We start from the raw sequence: 19,740 nt of genomic DNA, 5'->3' as shown, positions 1-19,740 counted from the left end.
TGTTTTGCCAGTGACTTTGTGGCGCGGAAATAGTTTCTGGGATACATTTGTACAACAGGTGTCGCAAGAAAAACGCTGTAAAAAGAAGCTGTAGCCAACCTCGGGGACGCGAGTAATGAGCACAAATACGGGTTTCGATAGCAGAGTTGTGATCCCACTGGGACTGGCCGGTGCGGGCGCCGCCGGAACCATCGTGGCGGGCTGGTCCCGCTGGGGCTGGTACACCGTATTGTGGGGCGCCGTGCTGATGGCGCTGGCTGTGTGGAGCGTGCTGCGTCAGCAGGCGGGCGGTGGCGGTGCCAGTGGCGCCTCTGCCAGTGTCGAGCAGTACCTGCAATCGCGCGAGCAGTTCAGTGATGCCGTGCTGCCGGTCTGGTGCCGGCATATCGAAAATTCCCGCAACCAGATGGAGGAAGCCGTGTCCGATCTGGCCACGCGTTTTTCCAACATCGTCGACCGGCTCGATACGGCGGTGCACGTCTCCAGCCACGACAGCGGGCGTGATGGCCAGGGCATGACGGAGATATTCAGCCGCAGCGAAGCCCAGTTAGGCTCCGTGGTCGGCTCGATGAAATCAGCCTTTGAATCGAAACAGGCCATGCTGGCGCAGATCAAGGATCTGGAACGCTTTACGCGCGAGCTGCGCGACATGGCCGAAGGCGTGGCCAGCATCGCCGCCCAGACCAATCTGCTGGCGCTGAATGCCGCCATCGAAGCAGCGCGTGCCGGTCCGGCCGGGCGTGGTTTCGCCGTGGTGGCGCAGGAAGTGCGCCACTTGTCCAGCCGTTCGGCCGAGACGGGCAAGAACATCGCCAACCGCGTGGGCCTGATCAGCAGCGCCATTCTCGCCGCCAGTGAAGCGGCCGACCGCACGGCGGCACAGGAAAACAGTTCCATGCAATCGGCCGAAGCCATGATAGAGAGCGTGCTGCACGATTTCCGCAGCATGACCGATGCACTGGTGGCCTCCTCCGAACAGCTCAAGCAGGAGAGCGTGGGCATACAGGGCGAAGTGGGCGAAGCGCTGGTGCAACTACAGTTCCAGGACCGCGTGAGCCAGGTGCTGGCCCACGTACAGGAAAACATCACCCGCCTGCCTGCGCTGCTGCGCGAGCACAGCGACCGCTATCACGCGGCACAGATACTGGAGCCCATGGATGCCCAGCCGCTGCTGCGCGAACTCCAGAAAACCTATGCCATGGCTGAAGAACACGCCGTGCATAGCGGCTCCAGCCGTGCCACGCCGGCCGCTGCCGCCGCGGATGAAATCACCTTCTTCTGATTCGTAACCGGAGTAGAAAGACTATGGCAAAGACAATTATGGTGGTGGACGATTCCGCCTCGCTGCGGCAGGTGGTAGGCATCGCTCTCAAAGGCGCAGGCTATGACGTGATCGAAGGACGGGATGGCGCCGATGCCCTGTCCAAGTGCACGGGCCAGAAAATCCATCTGGTGGTGTGCGATGTGAACATGCCCAATATGGATGGGATTACGTTTGTACGCGAGTTCAAGGCGCTGCCCAGCTACCGCTTCACGCCGGTCATCATGCTGACCACGGAATCGCAGGAGAGCAAGAAGGAAGAAGGCAAGGCAGCGGGCGCCAAGGCCTGGGTGGTCAAGCCCTTCAAGCCGGAAGTGCTGCTGGGTGCCGTGGCCAAGCTGGTCCTGCCTTAAGCCGGGGAGGCTGCCATGTCCGCGACGCCAACTGCGCAGGATAACGTAGGCCATCTGGCCCTCGAGGGTGAGCTGACTATCTACCATGCGGCCGAAGTCAGGCAGCAGGTGCTGGCGGCGCTGCGCGCGAGCCCCGTGCTGGAGCTGGATCTGGCCGGCGTGACGGAACTCGATACGGCCGGCCTGCAAGTGCTGATGCTGGCCAAGCAGACCGCGCAGGCCGAGCAGCGCGAACTGCGGCTGGTGCAGCATAGCCAGCCCGTGGTGGAAGTGTTCCAGTTGCTCGATCTGGGCGCATTTTTTGGTGACGCATTACTGATACACGCTTGACGCATTACGACTGATCCCACGTTCCATCTGTTCTGAGGGCATGCCATGAATCTGGATGAAGCACTACAGACGTTTATCACCGAGAGTCGCGAGCTGCTGGAGGAAATGGAGAACGCGCTGCTCAACGTCGATCTGGCCGGCGATCAGAATGAGGCGATCAATGCGATCTTCCGCGCCGCCCACACCATCAAGGGTTCCGCCGGTCTGTTCAGCCTCGATCACATCGTCGCCTTTACCCATGTAGTGGAAAGCCTGCTGGACGGCGTGCGCGATGGCACGGTGGCCCTCAATGACGAAATGATCGTGCTGCTGCTGTCCTGCTGCGATTATCTGTCCGAGCTGACGGATGCGCTGGCGGCGGGCCGCCTCGATGCCGATCCCGATATGGCACCGCAAGGCGAAATGCTGCTGGCCCAGTTGCGCCGCCATATGGACGGTGAAACGGCCGAAGGCGCGGGCGAAGCAGCGTTGGTGCTGCCGGCCGAGCCGGGCGTAGAGCGCATCGATCAGGAGCCTGGTCATAGCGATTACTGGCATATCTCGCTGCGTTTCGGGCGCGAGGTGCTGCAGAACGGCATGGACCCGATAGCCTTCCTGCGCTATCTGACCAAGCTCGGACGCATCGTCGGCATCGCCACCGTGCCCGATGCCATGCCGCCCGCCGATGAAATGGATGCCGAGCTGTGTTACCTCGGTTTTGAAATCGCTTTCGACAGCAATGCCGACCGCGAAGCCATCGCCGGCGTGTTCGAGTTCGTGCAGGATGATGCCGAGATCCGCATCATCCCGCCGCACAGCAAGGTGTCGCATTACGTCGATCTGATCCGCGCCTTGCCCGAGCAGGGCGCGCGGCTGGGCGAAATACTGGTGCGCTGCGGCAGCGTGACGGCGCAGGAACTGGCCGGCGCCCTGCAGCAGCAATCGGAACGCAGCGAGGCGGAAGCGCCGCAGCAACTGGGCAGCATACTGGTGGACGGTGGCAACGTGCCGCCCGTGGTGGTGGAAGCGGCACTGGCCAAGCAGCGCCAGGTGAGCGAACAGAAGGCGCAGGAGAGCCGTTCGATACGCGTCGATTCCGACAAGCTCGACAGGCTGATTGATCTGGTGGGCGAACTGATTATTGCCGGTGCCCGCACCAGCATGGTGGGCCAGCATTTGCAGAACAGCGAACTGCAGGAATGCACTTCAGCCTTATCGGGGCTGGTCGAGGAAGTGCGTGACGCTGCGCTGGAACTGCGCATGGTGAAGATAGGCGCCACCTTCAACCGCTTCCAGCGCGTGGTGCATGATGTGGCGCGCGAACTGGGCAAGGATATCGGCCTGATCGTCGATGGCGAAGACACGGAACTCGACAAGACCGTGGTGGAAAAAATCGGCGATCCGCTGCTGCATCTGGTGCGCAATGCGATGGACCACGGCATCGAAGCGGCCGGCCAGCGGCTGGCCAATGGCAAACCGGCCAAGGGCATGATCAAGCTGAATGCCTTTCATGAATCAGGCAGCATCGTGATCCAGGTCAGTGATGATGGCGGCGGCCTGCGCAAGGACAGAATACTGGCCAAGGCCATAGAGCGGGGCCTGATCGATCCCGAGCGCAAGCTGTCGGACAGCGAAATCTACAACCTGATTTTCGAAGCGGGTTTCTCGACGGCGGAAAAGATCACCAACCTGTCTGGCCGCGGGGTCGGCATGGATGTGGTCAAGCGCAATATCCAGGCCCTGCGCGGCAGTGTCGATATCAGCAGCGAAGAAGGCCAGGGCACCACCGTGACCGTACGTTTGCCGCTTACGCTGGCCATCATCGATGGCTTCCTGGTACAGGTGGGCAGCTCGGTGTTCGTGATCCCGCTCGACATGATAGAAGAGTGCATCGAATACGCCACCGAGCCGGGGCAGGATTACTGCAATCTGCGCGGGCAGGTGCTGCCCTTCGTGCGGCTGCGCGAGCTGTTCCGCCTGGGCGGCGCCGCGACGCGGCGCGAAAGCATCGTGGTGCTCAAACTGGGCAACCAGCGCGCCGGCCTGGTGGTCGATACCCTGCTGGGCGAGTTCCAGACGGTGATCAAGCCACTCAGCCCGCTATTTAGCGAAGTGCGCTGCATCAGCGGCTCGACCATACTGGGTAGCGGCGAAGTGGCGCTGATACTCGATGTGGCGGCACTGATGCAGTCCGTTAGCGGCAAGGGCACGGCGATACTGGCCGCCTGACACCGGAAAGGAAACCATGAATATCGTTGCGACTCCCGCTGCTCCCGATCTGGCCCCGCAGGCGATCACCTATGGCAGCAGTGCCATCGTCGCGCTGCAGTCCGGCGCAGCCCTGCCCAGCCAGTTCCTGACCTTTATGCTGGCCGACGAGCAGTACGCTGTGGGCATCCTGCACATCAAGGAAATCATCGAATACGGCAGCCTGGCCACCGTACCCATGATGCCGCCGTGCGTACGCGGCGTGATCAATCTGCGCGGCGCAGTAGTGCCCGTACTGGACCTGTCGGCCCGTTTCGGCCGCGCACCCAGCGTGATCGGCAAGCGTAGCTGCATCGTCATTGTCGAAGTGGCAGGCGGCGAAGATGAAGACAAGCAGGTGCTGGGCATGCTGGTCGATGCCGTCAACGCGGTGGTGGAAATCGCCGCCGGCGACATCGAGCCGGCGCCTAGCTTCGGTACCCGCATCCGGCCCGATTTCATCGCCGGCATCGGCAAGTACAACGGCAAGTTCGTGATCCTGCTCGATATCGAACATGTGCTGTCGAGCGAAGAAATCATCGAGCTGACACGTGGCAGTGTCAGCACGCATTTGTCCTGAGGAGCGGCATCTATGACAGTGGTGGCCTTGTCCGACAAGGAGTTCTCGCAGTTCCAGCGCTTCATCTACGATGCGGCGGGGATATCCATGGCCGATGGCAAACAGGCACTGGTCAGCGGCCGACTGGCCAAGCGGCTGGCGCACCACCAACTGAACAGTTATGGCGACTATCTGCGCATGCTGGAGAACCGCGACCATAGCCGCGAACTGCAGATCGCCGTCGATCTGCTGACCACCAACGAGACGTATTTTTTCCGCGAACCCAAGCACTTTGCCCTGCTGCGTGAACTGGCCGAACAGGCGCGTGCAGCGCGGCGCGGCATGCGGGTCTGGAGTGCCGCCAGTTCCACCGGCGAGGAACCGTACAGCATCGCCATGGTATTGGCCGATGTGCTGGGCGACGGCGCATGGGAAGTGCTGGGCACGGACATCAGCACGCGCGTGCTGGAGCGGGCTCGCCTTGGCCACTATTCGATGGAGCGGGCCAGCGGCATCCCGCTCGACCTGCTGCGCCGCTTCTGCCTGAAAGGGCAGGGCAAGGAAGCCGGCACCATGCTGGTGGAAAAGACCTTGCGCCAGCGCGTGCAGTTCATGCATCTGAACCTGAACCAGCACTTGCCCAAGCTGGGCAGCTTCGATGTGATCTTCCTGCGCAATGTGATGATCTATTTTAATCTGGAGACCAAGCGGCAACTGGTGGCACGCCTGCTCACGCACCTGCGCCCAGGCGGCTATCTGCTGATCGGCCATTCGGAAACGCTGAACGATATCAATGACACGCTGCAGGCGGTGGCCCCGTCCATTTATCGCAAGCCATGAATACCATGCCCGATACCAAAGTGATCGATATTTTTCTGATGCCCGGCGATGTGTTCGTCGGCGATGAACAATATCGCGTACGCACTTTGCTGGGATCCTGCGTTTCCGTCACGCTGTGGCATCCGTTGCTGCGTATCGGCGCCATGTCGCACTTCCAGTTGCCCGGCTACGGCCGTCGCCGTATCCATAGCCAGCCCGGTATCTACGGCGCCGATGCGATGGAGCTGATGTGTGACGGGCTGGCCCAGCATGGCGTGCCACTGATCCAGTGCCAGGGCAAGATTTTTGGTGGCGGCGCCATGTTCCCCGGGAATAGCAACGCGCCCGACATCGGCGCCCAGAACGGTGATTTTGCGCGCGACTGCCTGCGCGAACACGGCATACCGCTGGTGTCGGAAAGCCTGTTCGGCGTCGGCCACCGGCAGCTGATATTCACCATCCGCACGGGCGAAGTGCTGAGCCGGCAGGTGGCGCCGGAGCTGGCGCTGGTGGGCGGCAAGCAGATGAAAAAAGGACGGCTATGAGTGGAATCAATGTGATGATCGTGGATGATTCGGCCGTGGTGCGGCAGGTGCTGAGCGGCCTGCTGAACGACGCACCCGGCATCCATGTCAGCTATGCGGTGGCCAATCCGCTGCTGGCCATCGACCGCATGAAAGTGCAGTGGCCCGATGTGATCGTGCTCGATGTGGAAATGCCCAAAATGGATGGGATTACCTTCCTGCGCAAGATTATGGCCGAGCGTCCCACGCCGGTGGTGATCTGTTCCACCCTGACGGAAAAAGGTGCGCAGACGTCGATGGAAGCGCTCAGCGCCGGTGCGGTGGCCATCATCACCAAGCCGCGGCTGGACCTCAAGCAGTTCCTGCATGACAGTGCCGATGAACTGATTTCGGCCGTGCGTGCAGCGGCCGGTGCGCGTGTGGGTAAGCTGATCAACCGTCCTGCACCACCACCCGTCACGGCCAAGCTGAATGCCGATGCGGTGCTGCCGCCGCTCGATAGCCGCCCGATGACCACCACCACCGAGCGGGTGGTGGCAATCGGCACCTCGACGGGCGGCACGCAGGCGCTGGAAGAAGTGCTGACCGCACTGCCACGGGTGGCGCCCGGCATCGTGGTGGTGCAGCACATGCCGGAGAAATTCACCGCAGCGTTCGCAGCGCGGCTCGATAGCGTGTGCCAGGTGCGGGTCAAGGAAGCGGCGAATAACGACCGCGTGCTGCAGGGGCAAGTGCTGATCGCACCGGGCGGCAAGCATATGCTGCTGCGCCGTACGGGTGCGCAGTATTTTGTCGAAGTGGTGGACGGGCCGCTGGTGAACCGCCACCGGCCTTCGGTGGATGTGCTGTTCCGTTCAGCAGCGCGTGCGGCCGGCGCCAATGCGCTGGGGGTGATCATGACGGGCATGGGCGACGATGGCGCGGCGGGGCTGCTGGAAATGCTCAAGGCCGGTGCGCGCACGGTGGCGCAGGATGAAGCGAGCTGCGTGGTGTATGGCATGCCCAAGGAAGCCGTCAAGCGCGGGGCAGTGGAGAAGTCGATGCCGCTCAATCTGATCTACCGTGAAATTCTGCAGCAACTGTCGTATTGATGGGATTCTTGATGAACCAGACCACCAACACCGCTGCACTGGAAAACCCGCCGCCGGCACGGGCGTGGGCGGGCCAGCGCGTGCTGGTGGTGGAGGACAGCACGGTGCAGCGCGGCTATCTGGCCGGGCTGTTGCGCCAGCTCGAATTCGGCGAAATTCTGGAAGCGGGCGATGGCAACGAAGCCTTGCAGGTGCTGGAGCGCTTTGGCGAGTTCGGCACTTTTCTGGTGCTGACGGATCTGGAAATGCCGGGCATGGATGGCATCGAGCTGACCTGCCAGTTGCGCGAGCGCTGTCTGGCCCGTCATCTGATCGTGGTCAGCGCGCGCGATCCCCGGCTGCTGGAAATCATCGAAAGCATGAGCTTCGAGGAAGGCCATATCGACCTGCTGGGCACTCTGCTCAAACCCGTGCAGCTCGATGCGCTGGGTATGCTGCTGGCGCGCGCCGGCAACAAGGCCGAGCCGCGTACGGCTTGTGCCCAGCCGGACCGGCCTTGCATCGATGTGCTGAAAGCGGCGATAGCGCAGAAACAGTTCGTGCCCTATTTTCAGCCCAAGATCGCCATCGCCAATGGCCATCTGCGTGGCCTGGAAGCGCTGGCGCGCTGGCAGCATCCCGAACGCGGCGTGCTGGCGCCGCTGCACTTTATCGAAGCACTGGAAGGCACGCCGCTGATGGCCGACTTCACGCTGCTGATCGTGGAGCAGGTGCTGGAACGGCTGACGGAATGGAAGCATGCAGGCTTGCCGCCGCTGACGGTGGCGATCAATCTGTCGGCCGACAATCTGGCCGAGCGCAGCTTTATCGACCGCATGACGGAGCTGGTGGAAGCCTCCGGCGTGCCCACTTCCTCGCTGGTGTGGGAGGTGACGGAGACGGCGGTGATGCGCCAGTTGTCGCAGGCGCTGACCAATATGGGACGCTTGCGCCTGATGGGCTACGGGCTGGCGATGGACGATTTCGGCATCGGCTATTCGTCCATGCAGCAGTTTGCCCGCTGTCCGTTCACGGAACTGAAAATCGACCGTGCCTTCGTCAATGGTGCGGCACAGTGGCCCAACCGGCTAGGCGTGCTGAAAGGCGCGCTGGATCTGGCACGCAGCCTGAACGTGGCCACTGTGGCTGAAGGCGTGGAGTTAATGGAAGACTGGCAGTTGTTGGGCAAGCTGGGATGCGATATGGCGCAGGGATATCTGCTGGCCAGACCGATGCCGGCGCAGGATCTGGTGGGGTGGATCAAGCATGACCGGCGCCGTTTGAAAGCGCTGGCGGAACAGAGGTAGAAAAAAATCAATCGGTTTCAACTCTGAGGGGAATCACTATGTTTTCGACTTTAACGGTTCGGACGAAATTGATCGCGCTACTGACGATCGCCGTGCTGGCACTGATGGTGGTAGTACTAATCGCATTTAATGGCCTGAAGCAGGATGCCGTCATGCTCGATGAAATAGGCAAGAACCGCATGCCGTCGGTGAAAGCACTGCAGGTGATTAACGAGGGCAAGACCGCCCTTCGTTCCTCTAGCCGCGCGATGGATTCCACTGCGCTGTATCCTGAGGAAGTCGCGTCGCTTACGCATGAGACCAAGCGCAAGCAGGAGATCTACGCCGAAATCGACAAGGCCTGGAAGGCCTACGATGCTCTGCCGCAGGAGCCGGAAGAAGCCAAGGTCTGGGATGTATTCGTCAAGCAGTGGGAAGCCTGGAAAGCGCGCGATACCATCGTCAATGAGCTGGCAGCACAGATCGTGCGTAGCGAACCGGCCAAACGTAAGGAGATGTTCGAACAGCTGCACAAGACGCTGGCCGAGAATCGCCCGTTCTTCCATGCTGCCTCAGAAAGTCTGGACAAACTGGTGGCGCTCAACGTGGGGTATGGCGAAAATGCGGTCAAAAATGCCGAGCTAGCATCTGAGCGGGCCCGCAATCTCATGTATGTTGCGAGTGGCATTTCGCTGGCCTTGCTGGTGCTGGTGGGCATATTGATCCTGAACGGCATCATGAAGCAGCTCGGTGGTGATCCCGCGTATGCGGCCGAGATTGTGCGACAGGTGGCGGACGGCGACCTGAGCGCCGATGTGGAGCTCAAAAATGGCGACACCACCAGCTTGCTGGCGGCGATGAGAGGCATGATCGAGAAGCTGTCGCACGTGGTCAATGAAGTCAATAACGGCGCGGAAGCGCTGGCCAGTGCTTCCGAGGAAGTCAGCGCCACGGCCCAGTCGCTGTCGCAGGCAGCCAGCGAGCAGGCTGCCGGCACGGAAGAGACCAGTGCTTCGGTCGAGCAGATGACGGCATCGATTTCGCAGAATACGGAGAATGCCCGCGTCACCGACGGCATCGCCAGCAAGGCCGCGCTGGAAGCGGCTGAAGGCGGCGAGGCCGTGAAGTCCACCGTGGCTGCGATGCAGCAGATCGCCAAGAAAATCAGCATCATCGACGATATCGCTTACCAGACCAATCTGCTGGCGCTGAATGCGGCCATCGAGGCCGCGCGCGCGGGCGAGCATGGCAAAGGCTTTGCCGTGGTGGCGGCGGAAGTGCGCAAGCTGGCCGAACGCAGCCAGGTGGCGGCGCAGGAAATCGAGCAGGTGGCATCGAGCAGCGTGGAACTGGCCGAGAAGGCGGGCCGTCTGCTCGATGAAATGGTGCCGAATATTCGCCGTACATCGAATCTGGTACAGGAAATCACGGCCGCTTCGGAAGAGCAGTCGGCCGGTGTGGGGCAGATAAATTCGGCTGTGACGCAGCTCAGCCAGACCACCCAGCAGAATGCCTCAAGCTCGGAAGAACTGGCGGCGACGGCCGAGGAAATGAGTTCGCAGGCCGAGCAACTGCAGCAGACCATGTCCTTCTTCAAGCTGGCCGGTGGCACGCGCAGCGTACGGCCAGCCATGGTGCACCGTCCCGGCAAGCCTTCGGCCCGCAGCGGCGGCATGGGCAGCAACCGGCGCATGGCAGAAATGAGCGAGCCTGACGAGTCGCACTTCGTCAAGTTCTGAGCGGGGCCGCCATGAGCAGCCTGACGCTAGCGCCGGCGCAGCCCGCAGTGGCGGCCGGCTCGGCCCAATACCTGAGTTTCATGCTGGGACGGGAGATGTTCGCCATCGGCATCCTGGCCGTGCGCGAGATACTCGAGTATCTGGGCGTGACGCCGGTGCCGCAGATGCCGTCCTGTATCAGCGGCGTGATCAATCTGCGCGGCACCGCCGTGCCGGTGCTAGATCTGGCGCGCCGGCTGGAACGCGAACCTGGTGCCATCAGCAAACGCACCTGCATCATCGTGGTGGAAGTGGATAGCGCGGAAGGGCCGTTTGTGATCGGTATCTTGGTCGATGCCGTGAATGCCGTGCTCGATATTGATGCAGCCGATATCGAAGCGCCGCCCACTTTCGGTGCGCAGGTACGCGCTGAAATGCTGCAAGGCATAGGCAAAGTGCAGGGACGTTTCGTGCTGCTGCTGAATGTGCAGAGCGTGGTCTCGGGCAGCGATCTTGCCGCGCTGATGAGCCGCGGAGCCGGGGCGCAGGCAACGGCCGACTGACGGAAACCCTGCGCGCAGGCGGACTGGCGGCATAGGCCGTCAGTGCCGCCCGTTGGCCGTTTTAAGGTTTGACGAACTTCAGGGTCATGCGGTCGCTTTCGCCTATGGCCTGATACTTGGCGCGGTCCTCATCCTTGTTGGTATAGGTCGGCGGCAGCGCCCATACGCCGCCTTTGTGGTCGGCCGTATCTTTCGGGTTGGCGTTGACTTCCGACTTGGCGGCCAGCTTGAAGCCCGCTGCTTCGGCCAGACCGATCACATACTTCTCGTGCATATAGCCGCTGCTGGCCGACGCATCCTGCACTTTGCTGTCGGGCAGACGGTGCTCGACGATGCCGAACACGCCGCCTTTTTTCAGGCTGGTGTAGACGCTGCCGAACAGTACTTTCAGATTATCGGGGCCGGTCGGCATCCAGTTGTGGATGTTACGGAAGGTCAGCACCATGTCCACGCTGCCAGCCGGTGCAAATGCGTACGCGCCGCGCGACGGAACGAACACGCCCAGCGCGACCTTGTTGTACACCTCGGGCTTGGTGTTCAGACGGGCCAGAAAGCGCTCGGCCGATTTGCGCTCGGCTTCGCCGGGTGCTGCCAGATCAGAGCCGGCTGCAATCAGCTTGCCGCGCTCGCGCAGATACGGTGCCAGTATCTCCGTGTACCAGCCGCCGCCCGGAGCCAGTTCCACCACCGTCATGCCGGGCTGGATGCCCAAGAAGTTCAGCGTTTCATACGGGTGGCGGTAGACGTCGCGTGCGACGTTTTCCGGCGTGCGCGATGGTGCGGCGATGGCCGCCTTGAGTGCCGCGTCTTCTGCAGCGGTGGCACCGGTGGCAGCGCAGAACAGCAGCGTGCTTGCCAGTGCCGACAGGATGGAACGTTTCATGCGAAGTCTCCTCGGGTTGCAGTATCGGGTGACACGCCGTAGCGCGTCCAGCGCGATGATCGGCCAAGCTTGTCGTAAGGTCAAGTAAATACCACTAGAGTGGCCCGGGTATTTTATCGGACACCGGGCGGACACTGGCCGGACAGTTTGCGGACACCGGCGCCGCTCAAATGACCGGTTTCAGCCGCGCCTACCAGCAGATTGCGTCCTGCAATCGATGGCACATATTTTGCCTGTACCGTAGCTTAATCTGGCGCTAAGATTGCATTACCAGCCATTACAGCGGCGGATATGTCAGGTGCAGTAGAACGTAGAAAGCGGCGGAGCAAAACTCTAGCCGCGGCCAGCAGGCCAGTCTTCCCAACCTAGTTGTGACAATCTGGAGATACGATGGAACGACGTGCATTCCTCAATATAAGTAGTCTGGCGCTGGGCACCATGCTGTTGCCCGCCTTCGGCCGCGCGATTGCGGCAGAAGATCTGCTCAAGCCAGTCGCCCTGCAATTCAAGAAGATGCTGGCCGATACCGCCATGACGGCGGCAACCCAGGCCGGCGCCTCCTACTGCGACGTGCGGGTAGGGCGCTATCTGAACCAGTTCATCACCACGCGTGATCTGAATGTGGAAAACGTGGTCAACACGGAATCGGCCGGTGTCGGTATCCGCGTGATCGCTGGTGGTGCCTACGGCTTTGCTGCGACCAATGACATGAGCGCCGACGGCGTGGCGGCTGCCGCGCGTCAGGCCGTGGCGATCGCCAAGGCCAATGCCAAACTGCAGACCGAGCCGCTGATCCTGGCGCCTGTCAAAGGCGTGGGCGAAGTGGCGTGGGCCACGCCTATCGTCAAGGACTGGCGCACCGTGCCGATCAAGGAGAAGGCTGAACTGCTGATCGCCGCCAACAAGGCCGGCATGGAAGGCGGTGCCAACTTCATGCAGTCGCTGCTGTTCCAGGTGAACCAGCAGAAGTACTTCGCTTCCACCGATGGCTCCTACATCGATCAGGATATGCACCGCCTGTGGATGCCCGTCTTCGCGACTGCCGTGGACCAGAAGACCAACAAGTTCCGCTCGCGTCAGGGCCTGTCGGCGCCGGTCGGCATGGGTTATGAATACCTCGATGCGCGTCCCGAGCACAAGATCAAGGCGGCTGGTGGCGTGACCACGCTGTACACCAAGTCCTACGACCTGATCGAAGATGCGCGCGCGGCCGGCAAGCAGGCTAAGGCCAAGCTGACAGCCAAATCCGTCGAGCCGGGCAAATATGATCTGGTGCTGTCACCGGAACACCTGTGGCTGACCATCCACGAATCGGTCGGCCACCCGACCGAACTCGATCGCGTGCTTGGCTACGAAGCCAACTACGCCGGCACCAGCTTCGCCACGCTGGATAAGTGGCAGAGCAAGACCTTCAAATACGGTTCCGAGCACGTCAACATTGTGGCCGACAAGACCACCCCGGGCTCGCTCGGCAATGTGGGCTACGACGATGAAGGCGTCAAGTGCAAGCGCTGGGACATCATCAAGGACGGTATTCTGGTCAACTATCAGGCCACGCGCGATCAGGCTCACATCATCGGCGAGAAAGAGTCGCACGGCTGCTCGTACGCCGATAACTGGAGCAGCGTGCAGTTCCAGCGTATGCCTAACGTCTCTCTGTCCGCAGGCAAGAAGAAGCTGACGCCGGACGAAATGATCAAGGACGTCAAGAAGGGCATCTACATCGTCGGCGACGGTTCCTTCTCGATCGACCAGCAGCGCTACAACTTCCAGTTTGGCGGCCAGTTGTACTACGAAATCAAGGATGGCAAGATTGGCCAGATGCTGGAAGACGTGGCCTATCAATCGAATACCCAGGAGTTCTGGAATGCCTGCGTGGGCATCTGCGACGAGCGCGACTGGCGCATGGGCGGTTCCTTCTTCGATGGTAAGGGACAGCCGTCGCAGGTTTCGGTGGTGTCGCACGGCGCAAGTACCACGCGCTTCAACGGCATCAACGTCATTAACACCGCACGCAAAATCGGCTAAGCCCTGGAGATCACGAGATGAAGAATTTGAGTCAAGAAGAAGCAAAACAGATTTGCGACAAGGTGCTGTCCTATTCCACGGCTGACCAGTGCGAAGTGAATATCAACGGCAGCCGCAAGGGCAATATCCGCTACGCGCGCAATGCCGTCTCCACGGCCGGTCTGATCGAAGATACCCAGTTGGTGGTATCGGTCGCCTTCGGCAAGAAGCAGGGCACGGCCACCATCAACGAGTTCGATGACAAGTCGCTGGAAAAAGCCGTGCGCCGCGCGGAAGATCTGGCCAAGCTGGCACCGGAAAATCCGGAGTTCATGCCTACCCCGGACAAGCAGGTTTTCCGCGCCAGCGAAACCTTCTTCCAGAAGACGGCCGATATCGATCCTGAATTCCGTGCCCAGGTGGCCGCCTACAGCATCGAGAACAGCAAGAAGAACAAGCTGGTAGCTGCCGGTTTCTTCAGCGATAACGCCACCTTCAATGCCGTGGCCAACTCGAAAGGCGTGTTCGGCTTCCAGCGCGATACGGGGCTGGACTTCACCGTCACCGTGCGTACCGAAGATGGCCGCGGTTCGGGCTGGGCCAAGCGCAGCGTGGGCGACGTCAACAAGTTCGATGCACGCGAAGCGTCGAATGTGGCGATCGAAAAAGCCCTGCGCTCGGTCGATGCCAAGGCACTGGAACCAGGCCGCTACACGGTGATTCTGGAGCCGGCTGCGACTTCGGACCTGCTGGGCTTTATGTTCTCCGGCTTCGATGCGCGTCAGGCCGACGAAGGCCGCAGCTTCCTGTCCAAGAAAGGCGGCGGCAACCGTCTGGGCGAGAAGCTGTTCGACGAGCAGGTAAATGTCTGGTCCGACCCGTGGGACAAGGATGTGGCCGTGCTGCCATGGGATGGCCGCAGCCTGCTGGCGCGCGAACGTCAGGACATCATCAAGGGCGGCAAAGTGGCCAACCTCGATTACTCGACTTACTGGGCCAAGAAGCAGGGCAAGCGTGCCGTGGGCACGCCCGGCAACATCATCATGGCCGGTACCAGCAAGTCGACCGAAGAGCTGATCGCCAATACCAAGAAGGGTGTGCTGGTCACTCGTACCTGGTACATCCGCATGGTCGATCCGCAATCGGTGCTGCTGACGGGCCTGACCCGCGACGGTACGTTCTACATCGAGAACGGCAAGATCAAGCACCCGATCAAGAACTTCCGCTTCAACGAAAGCCCCGTCACGATGTTGAACAACATCGAAGAGCTGGGCCGTCCGGAAATCCTGTCGGGTGACGAGTCGCAGTTCCAGCTCTTGATTCCGGCCATGAAGGTACGTGACTTCAACTTCACGTCGCTGTCGGATGCCGTATAAAGCTGGGTAGTAGCCGGGGCCGGAAGCCATTCCGGCCCTGTTTTCATTTCAGGGAGTTATTGTGGAACGACGTTCATTTCTCAAGATAAGCGCTGCCGCTGGCGGTAGCCTGCTGATACCGGTGTTCGGCCATGCCATCGCCGCGGAAGAGCTGCTCAACCCGATGGCGCTGCAGTTCAAGAAAGCGCTGGCCGATGCGGCCATGAACGCGGCCACGCAGGCCGGTGCCAGTTATTGCGACGTACGCATAGGGCGCTACCTGAACCAGTTCCTCACCACGCGCGATCTGAATGTGGAAAACATCGTCAACACGGAATCGTCCGGTGTCGGTGTGCGCGTGATCGCCAACGGCGCTTACGGCTTCTGTTCGACCAATGTGATGACGCCCGACTCGGTGGTGGCGGCGGCACGCCAGGCGGTGGCGATAGCCCGTGCCAATGCCAAGCTGCAGACTGAGCCTGTGGTGCTGGCGCCCGTCAAAGGCGTGGGCGAAGTAGCGTGGGCTACGCCATTCAAAAAGGACTGGCGTACGGTGCCCATCAAGGAAAAGGCCGAGATGCTGATCGCGGCCAACAAGGCCGGCCTGGAAGCCGGGGCCAGCTTCATGGCGGCCAATCTGTTCCAGGTAAATCAGCAGAAGTATTTTGCCTCCACTGATGGTTCCTATATCGATCAGGATATCCACCGTCTGTGGTCGCCATTGACGGCAACCGCCGTCGATAAAGCCACCAACCGTTTCCGTACCCGTGACGGCCTGTCTTCGCCGGCCAGCATGGGCTATGAATTCTTCGATGCCAAGCCGGCCAACAAGGTCGCCGCTGCCGGCGGCGTCACCACGCTGTACAAGGGCGCTTACGATCTGATCGAAGATGCGCGTGCAGCGGGCCGTCAGGCGCGCGAGAAGCTGAGCGCCAAATCCGTCGAACCGGGCAAATACGATCTGGTGCTGTCGCCCGAGCACCTGTTCCTGACCATCCACGAATCAGTCGGTCACGCCACCGAACTCGATCGCGTGCTGGGCTACGAAGCCAACTACGCCGGTACCAGCTTCGCTACGCTCGACAAATGGCGTACCAAGAATTTCAAGTACGGCTCGGATATCGTCAACTTCGTCGCCGACAAGACTACGCCCGGTTCGCTCGGCTGCGTGGGCTACGATGATGAAGGCGTGCCGTCCAAACGCTGGGACATCATACGCAACGGTATTCTCGTGAACTACCAGGCCACGCGCGATCAGGCGGCCATCATCGGCGAGAAGGAATCGCATGGCTGCTCATATGCCGATAGCTGGAGCAGCGTGCAGTTCCAGCGCATGCCTAACGTTTCGCTGGAAGCAGGCAAACAAAAACTGACGCCCGACGAAATGGTCAAGGACGTCAAGAAAGGCATCTACATCCTCGGCCGCGGCTCGTATTCGATCGACCAGCAGCGCTACAACTTCCAGTTCGGCGGCCAGTTGTACTTCGAAATCAAGAACGGCAAAATCACCAACCCTATCGAAGACGTGGCCTACCAGTCGAACACCCAGGAGTTCTGGAATGCCTGTTCGGCCCTGTGCGATGAGCGCGACTGGCGCATGGGCGGGTCCTTCTTCGACGGCAAAGGCCAGCCTAGTCAGGTCAGCGCTGTCTCGCATGGTTCGCCCACCACGCGCTTCAACGGTATCAATGTCATCAACACTGCCCGCAAGATAGGATAAGCCATGAAGATCTTGACTCAGGAAGAAACCAAGCGTATCTGCGACAAGGTGATCGGCTATTCGCATGCCGATGAATGCCGCGTGCAGATCAGTGGCAGCCGCCAGGGCAATATCCGCTATGCGCGCAACAGCGTGTCGACGGCCGGGCTGGTGGAGAATACCCAGCTCACCGTTAGCGTCGCGTTTGGCAAGCGTCAGGGCACGGCGTCGATCAACGAGTTCGATGACAAGTCGCTGGAAAAAGCCGTGCGCCGTGCCGAGGACGTGGCGCGGCTGGCACCGGAAAATCCCGAGTTCATGCCCGCTATCACGCAGCAGGACTACAAGGCTAGCGCCACTTTCAGCGAGGCTAGCGCAGCCATCGATCCCGAATACCGTGCCGAAGTGGCGGCCAGCAGCATCAACGCCTGCCGCAAGCAGGGGCTGGTGGCAGCGGGCTTCTTTGTCGATAACACGGGCTTCGCCACCATCGCCAATTCGAATGGCGTGTTTGGCCATCAGACCTACACTGATCTGGATTTCACCGTCACCACCCGCACCGAAGATGGGCGTGGTTCCGGCTGGGCTACCCGTGCGGCTACCGATGCGCGCCGCTTCAATGCGCGCGAAGCATCGGAGATCGCGATAGAAAAAGCCCTGCGCTCGGTGGAAGCCAAGGCGCTGGAGCCGGGCCGCTACACGGTGATACTGGAACCGGCCGCCACCTCGGAAATCATAGGCCGCATGTTCGGCGCGTTCGATGCACGTCAGGCCGACGAGGGGCGCAGCTTCCTGTCGAAGAAGGGCGGCGGTAACCGCCTCGGTGAAAAGCTGTTCGACGAACAGGTGAATGTCTGGGCCGACCCGTGGAATCCGGAAGTGCCGGTGCTGCCATGGGACAGTGCTTCCATGCTGGCGCGCCACCGCACGGATGTGATCAAGGGCGGCCAGATCGCTTCGCTCGACTACACGCGTTTCTGGGCTGCCAAACAGGGGCAGCAGGCGTTCGGCCGGCACGGCAATATGATCATGGCCGGTGGCGGCAAGTCTACGGAGGAGCTGATCGCCAATACCAAGAAGGGGGTGCTGGTGACGCGCACCTGGTATATCCGCATGGTCGATCCGCAATCGCTGCTGCTGACGGGTCTGACCCGCGACGGCACTTTCTACATCGAGAACGGCAAGATCAAGCACCCGATCAAGAACTTCCGCTTCAACGAAAGCCCCGTATCGATGCTGAACAATATCGAGGAGCTGGGCAAGCCGGTGGTGATAGGCGGTGACGAAGTGCGCTTCCAGATGCTGATTCCGCCGATGAAGGTGCGCGACTTTAATTTCACCTCGCTGTCGGACGCGGTCTGAGGCAGCACGGGACACAGCGTGGCCAGTTACGATTTTTATTTCACCCGCCTGACTTACGAGTCGGGCGACTGGGATGTGGACATCCGCATGCCGAGCAATGTGCTCAACTCGCTGGTCGAATACACGACCTTGCGGGTGGACCCCGTTGAACGCATCGTCGCGCTATCCGATCCGAAAATGCTGGAAGCGCCGTTCTGCTATTTCGCCGGCCACAAGCTGGTGCAGTTCACACCGGCCGAGCGGCGCAATCTGGAGCGCTACATCCGTGGCGGCGGTTTCCTGTTCGTGGATGACTGCAACCACGATATCGATGGCCTGTTTGCCAAATCGTTCGAGGCCGAGATCGGCCGTATCTTCGGCGCGAAAGCCCTGCACAAGATACCGAATAGCCATCCCGTGTATTCGAGCTTCTTCCATTTCGACGGGCCGCCGAATACCAGCGTGGAGCTGAACGGCTGGGGCGACGATCTGGTGCACGATTATCTGAAGGCCGTGGAATTCGGTGGCCGCGTGCGGCTTTTGTACAGTAACAAGGACTACGGTTGCGAGTGGGATTACGACTTCCGCAACAAACGCTGGCTGGCGATCGATAACACCCGCTTTGCCGTCAACATCATTCAATACGCGTTGGGAGCTTGATTTGTCTACATTGATGCAGGCCGAAGGTGCCGTCGCCTGGAGCGAAAATGAAATCGGAGCGCTGTGTGCCAAAGTTACGGCGCTCAAGGCCAGCATGGCGCGCGTGATCATCGGTCAGGAAAACGTGATCGACTCGCTCATCATCTGTCTGCTGGCTGGCGGCCACGCGCTGGTGGAGGGCGTGCCCGGGTTGGGCAAGACGCTGCTGGTGAAATCGCTGTCGCAGGCCACGGATATGGACTTCCACCGCGTACAGTTTACGCCTGACCTGATGCCGTCCGATATCGTCGGCACGGAGATACTGGAAGAAGACCATGCCACCGGCAAGCGCGAGTTCCGCTTCCAGCAAGGCCCCGTGTTCACCCAGGTGCTGCTGGCCGACGAGATCAACCGCGCTCCGCCCAAGACCCAGTCGGCACTGCTGGAAGCCATGCAGGAGCGCAGCGTCACGTTTGCAGGCCGCACCCACCGTCTGCCCAAACCCTTCTTTGTGCTGGCGACCCAGAACCCCATCGAGCAGGCCGGTACTTATCCGCTGCCGGAAGCGCAGCTAGATCGTTTCCTGCTGCGCATCGACGTGGGCTATCCGACCGAGGCGGAAGAAATCGCCATGGTCTCGGCCACCACCCATACCGGTCTGCGCGATGCCGAACCCGTCATGGATGTGGCGACTCTGCTGCGCTTGCAGCAGCTCGTACGCGATATCGAGATCGGCGACCATCTGCTGGCTTATGCCACCCGCTTGATCCGCGCGACCCGCCCCGCACTGAGCACGGTGCCTGCCGTGCAGAAGCACGTGGGCTGGGGCGCAGGCCCCCGTGCCGGACAGGCGCTGGTATTGGCCGCCAAGGCACGCGCGCTGATGCACCAGCGGCTGGCCGTTACTCGCGAAGACATCGCCGAGATGCTGTTGCCGGTGCTGGCCCACCGCGTGCTGCGCAACTTCGAAGCGGAAGCGGACGGCATCGCCATCGCCGAGATTCTGCAGGCCCTGCGCGAACATATCCGTCCCGATTAAGGCCGTAC

At 61.2% G+C, this 19,740-nt stretch carries 18 protein-coding genes; 17 read left to right on the top strand and 1 reads right to left on the bottom strand.

What is annotated here, in order from left to right; genetic code table 11:
- Nucleotides 1-115: 115 nt before the first annotated feature.
- From GM655_RS23265 to GM655_RS21275, 11 genes are read left to right on the top strand one after another with little or no spacing between them, the layout of a single operon-like run.
- Nucleotides 116-1,282: a methyl-accepting chemotaxis protein gene (locus GM655_RS23265; RefSeq protein WP_155436684.1), complete on the top strand. Its 1,167-nt coding sequence runs from the start codon at nucleotides 116-118 to the stop codon at nucleotides 1,280-1,282.
- 23 nt (nucleotides 1,283-1,305) lie between these two features.
- Nucleotides 1,306-1,674: a response regulator gene (locus GM655_RS21320; RefSeq protein ID WP_155436683.1), complete on the top strand. Its 369-nt coding sequence runs from the start codon at nucleotides 1,306-1,308 to the stop codon at nucleotides 1,672-1,674.
- Between the two features lie 15 nt (nucleotides 1,675-1,689).
- Nucleotides 1,690-2,004 (top strand): STAS domain-containing protein, encoded by a 315-nt coding sequence (locus GM655_RS21315; protein WP_155436682.1) that lies wholly within the window; start codon nucleotides 1,690-1,692, stop codon nucleotides 2,002-2,004.
- A 45-nt stretch (nucleotides 2,005-2,049) separates the two neighbouring features.
- Entirely contained in the window at nucleotides 2,050-4,212 is a 2,163-nt protein-coding gene (locus GM655_RS21310) for a chemotaxis protein CheA (protein ID WP_155436681.1), read from the top strand.
- A gap of 16 nt (nucleotides 4,213-4,228) precedes the next feature.
- Nucleotides 4,229-4,810: a chemotaxis protein CheW gene (locus GM655_RS21305; protein ID WP_155436680.1), complete on the top strand. Its 582-nt coding sequence runs from the start codon at nucleotides 4,229-4,231 to the stop codon at nucleotides 4,808-4,810.
- 12 nt (nucleotides 4,811-4,822) lie between these two features.
- Complete coding sequence (locus tag GM655_RS21300; protein ID WP_155436679.1) at nucleotides 4,823-5,629, top strand: CheR family methyltransferase; 807 nt, start codon at nucleotides 4,823-4,825, stop codon at nucleotides 5,627-5,629.
- Nucleotides 5,626-6,153: a chemotaxis protein CheD gene (locus GM655_RS21295; protein ID WP_155436678.1), complete on the top strand. Its 528-nt coding sequence runs from the start codon at nucleotides 5,626-5,628 to the stop codon at nucleotides 6,151-6,153. Before GM655_RS21300 ends, GM655_RS21295 begins: the two co-directional genes overlap by 4 nt.
- Entirely contained in the window at nucleotides 6,150-7,223 is a 1,074-nt protein-coding gene (locus tag GM655_RS21290) for a protein-glutamate methylesterase/protein-glutamine glutaminase (RefSeq protein WP_155436677.1), read from the top strand. Before GM655_RS21295 ends, GM655_RS21290 begins: the two co-directional genes overlap by 4 nt.
- An 11-nt stretch (nucleotides 7,224-7,234) precedes the next feature.
- Nucleotides 7,235-8,509, top strand: coding sequence for an EAL domain-containing response regulator (locus GM655_RS21285; protein ID WP_155436676.1), 1,275 nt, complete (start codon nucleotides 7,235-7,237; stop codon nucleotides 8,507-8,509).
- Between the two features lie 38 nt (nucleotides 8,510-8,547).
- On the top strand, nucleotides 8,548-10,227 hold the full coding sequence (locus tag GM655_RS21280; protein ID WP_155436675.1) for a methyl-accepting chemotaxis protein: 1,680 nt from the start codon (nucleotides 8,548-8,550) through the stop codon (nucleotides 10,225-10,227).
- 11 nt (nucleotides 10,228-10,238) lie between these two features.
- Entirely contained in the window at nucleotides 10,239-10,769 is a 531-nt protein-coding gene (locus tag GM655_RS21275; RefSeq protein ID WP_155436674.1) for a chemotaxis protein CheW, read from the top strand.
- 61 nt (nucleotides 10,770-10,830) lie between these two features.
- Here GM655_RS21275 and GM655_RS21270 read toward each other — a convergent pair whose 3' ends face one another.
- Nucleotides 10,831-11,652: a class I SAM-dependent methyltransferase gene (locus GM655_RS21270; protein ID WP_155436673.1), complete on the bottom strand. Its 822-nt coding sequence runs from the start codon at nucleotides 11,650-11,652 to the stop codon at nucleotides 10,831-10,833.
- A 390-nt stretch (nucleotides 11,653-12,042) separates the two neighbouring features.
- Here GM655_RS21270 and GM655_RS21265 point away from each other — a divergent pair, with 390 nt between their 5' ends.
- The 6 genes from GM655_RS21265 to GM655_RS21240 all read left to right on the top strand — a co-directional run bounded on the left by GM655_RS21265 (nucleotide 12,043) and on the right by GM655_RS21240 (nucleotide 19,732).
- Nucleotides 12,043-13,680, top strand: coding sequence for a TldD/PmbA family protein (locus tag GM655_RS21265; protein ID WP_155436672.1), 1,638 nt, complete (start codon nucleotides 12,043-12,045; stop codon nucleotides 13,678-13,680).
- Nucleotides 13,681-13,697: 17 nt separating this feature from the next.
- The gene (locus GM655_RS21260; protein ID WP_155436671.1) at nucleotides 13,698-15,035 is read left to right on the top strand and encodes a TldD/PmbA family protein; all 1,338 of its coding nucleotides are present in this window, start codon (nucleotides 13,698-13,700) and stop codon (nucleotides 15,033-15,035) included.
- A 61-nt stretch (nucleotides 15,036-15,096) separates the two neighbouring features.
- On the top strand, nucleotides 15,097-16,734 hold the full coding sequence (locus GM655_RS21255; protein ID WP_371866921.1) for a TldD/PmbA family protein: 1,638 nt from the start codon (nucleotides 15,097-15,099) through the stop codon (nucleotides 16,732-16,734).
- Between the two features lie 3 nt (nucleotides 16,735-16,737).
- Nucleotides 16,738-18,075, top strand: coding sequence for a TldD/PmbA family protein (locus GM655_RS21250; RefSeq protein WP_155436669.1), 1,338 nt, complete (start codon nucleotides 16,738-16,740; stop codon nucleotides 18,073-18,075).
- Nucleotides 18,076-18,093: 18 nt separating this feature from the next.
- Complete coding sequence (locus tag GM655_RS21245; protein WP_371866920.1) at nucleotides 18,094-18,714, top strand: DUF4159 domain-containing protein; 621 nt, start codon at nucleotides 18,094-18,096, stop codon at nucleotides 18,712-18,714.
- A 1-nt stretch (nucleotide 18,715) separates the two neighbouring features.
- On the top strand, nucleotides 18,716-19,732 hold the full coding sequence (locus GM655_RS21240; protein WP_443094159.1) for an AAA family ATPase: 1,017 nt from the start codon (nucleotides 18,716-18,718) through the stop codon (nucleotides 19,730-19,732).
- The last annotated feature ends 8 nt before the right edge of the window (nucleotides 19,733-19,740 follow it).

It is taken from the genome of Pseudoduganella danionis, assembly GCF_009720775.1.
In the GTDB taxonomy this organism is placed as follows: domain Bacteria; phylum Pseudomonadota; class Gammaproteobacteria; order Burkholderiales; family Burkholderiaceae_D; genus Rugamonas; species Rugamonas danionis.
The sequence above is the reverse complement of the archived record's forward strand: the minus strand, read 5'-3'. Positions and strand labels throughout refer to the sequence as shown.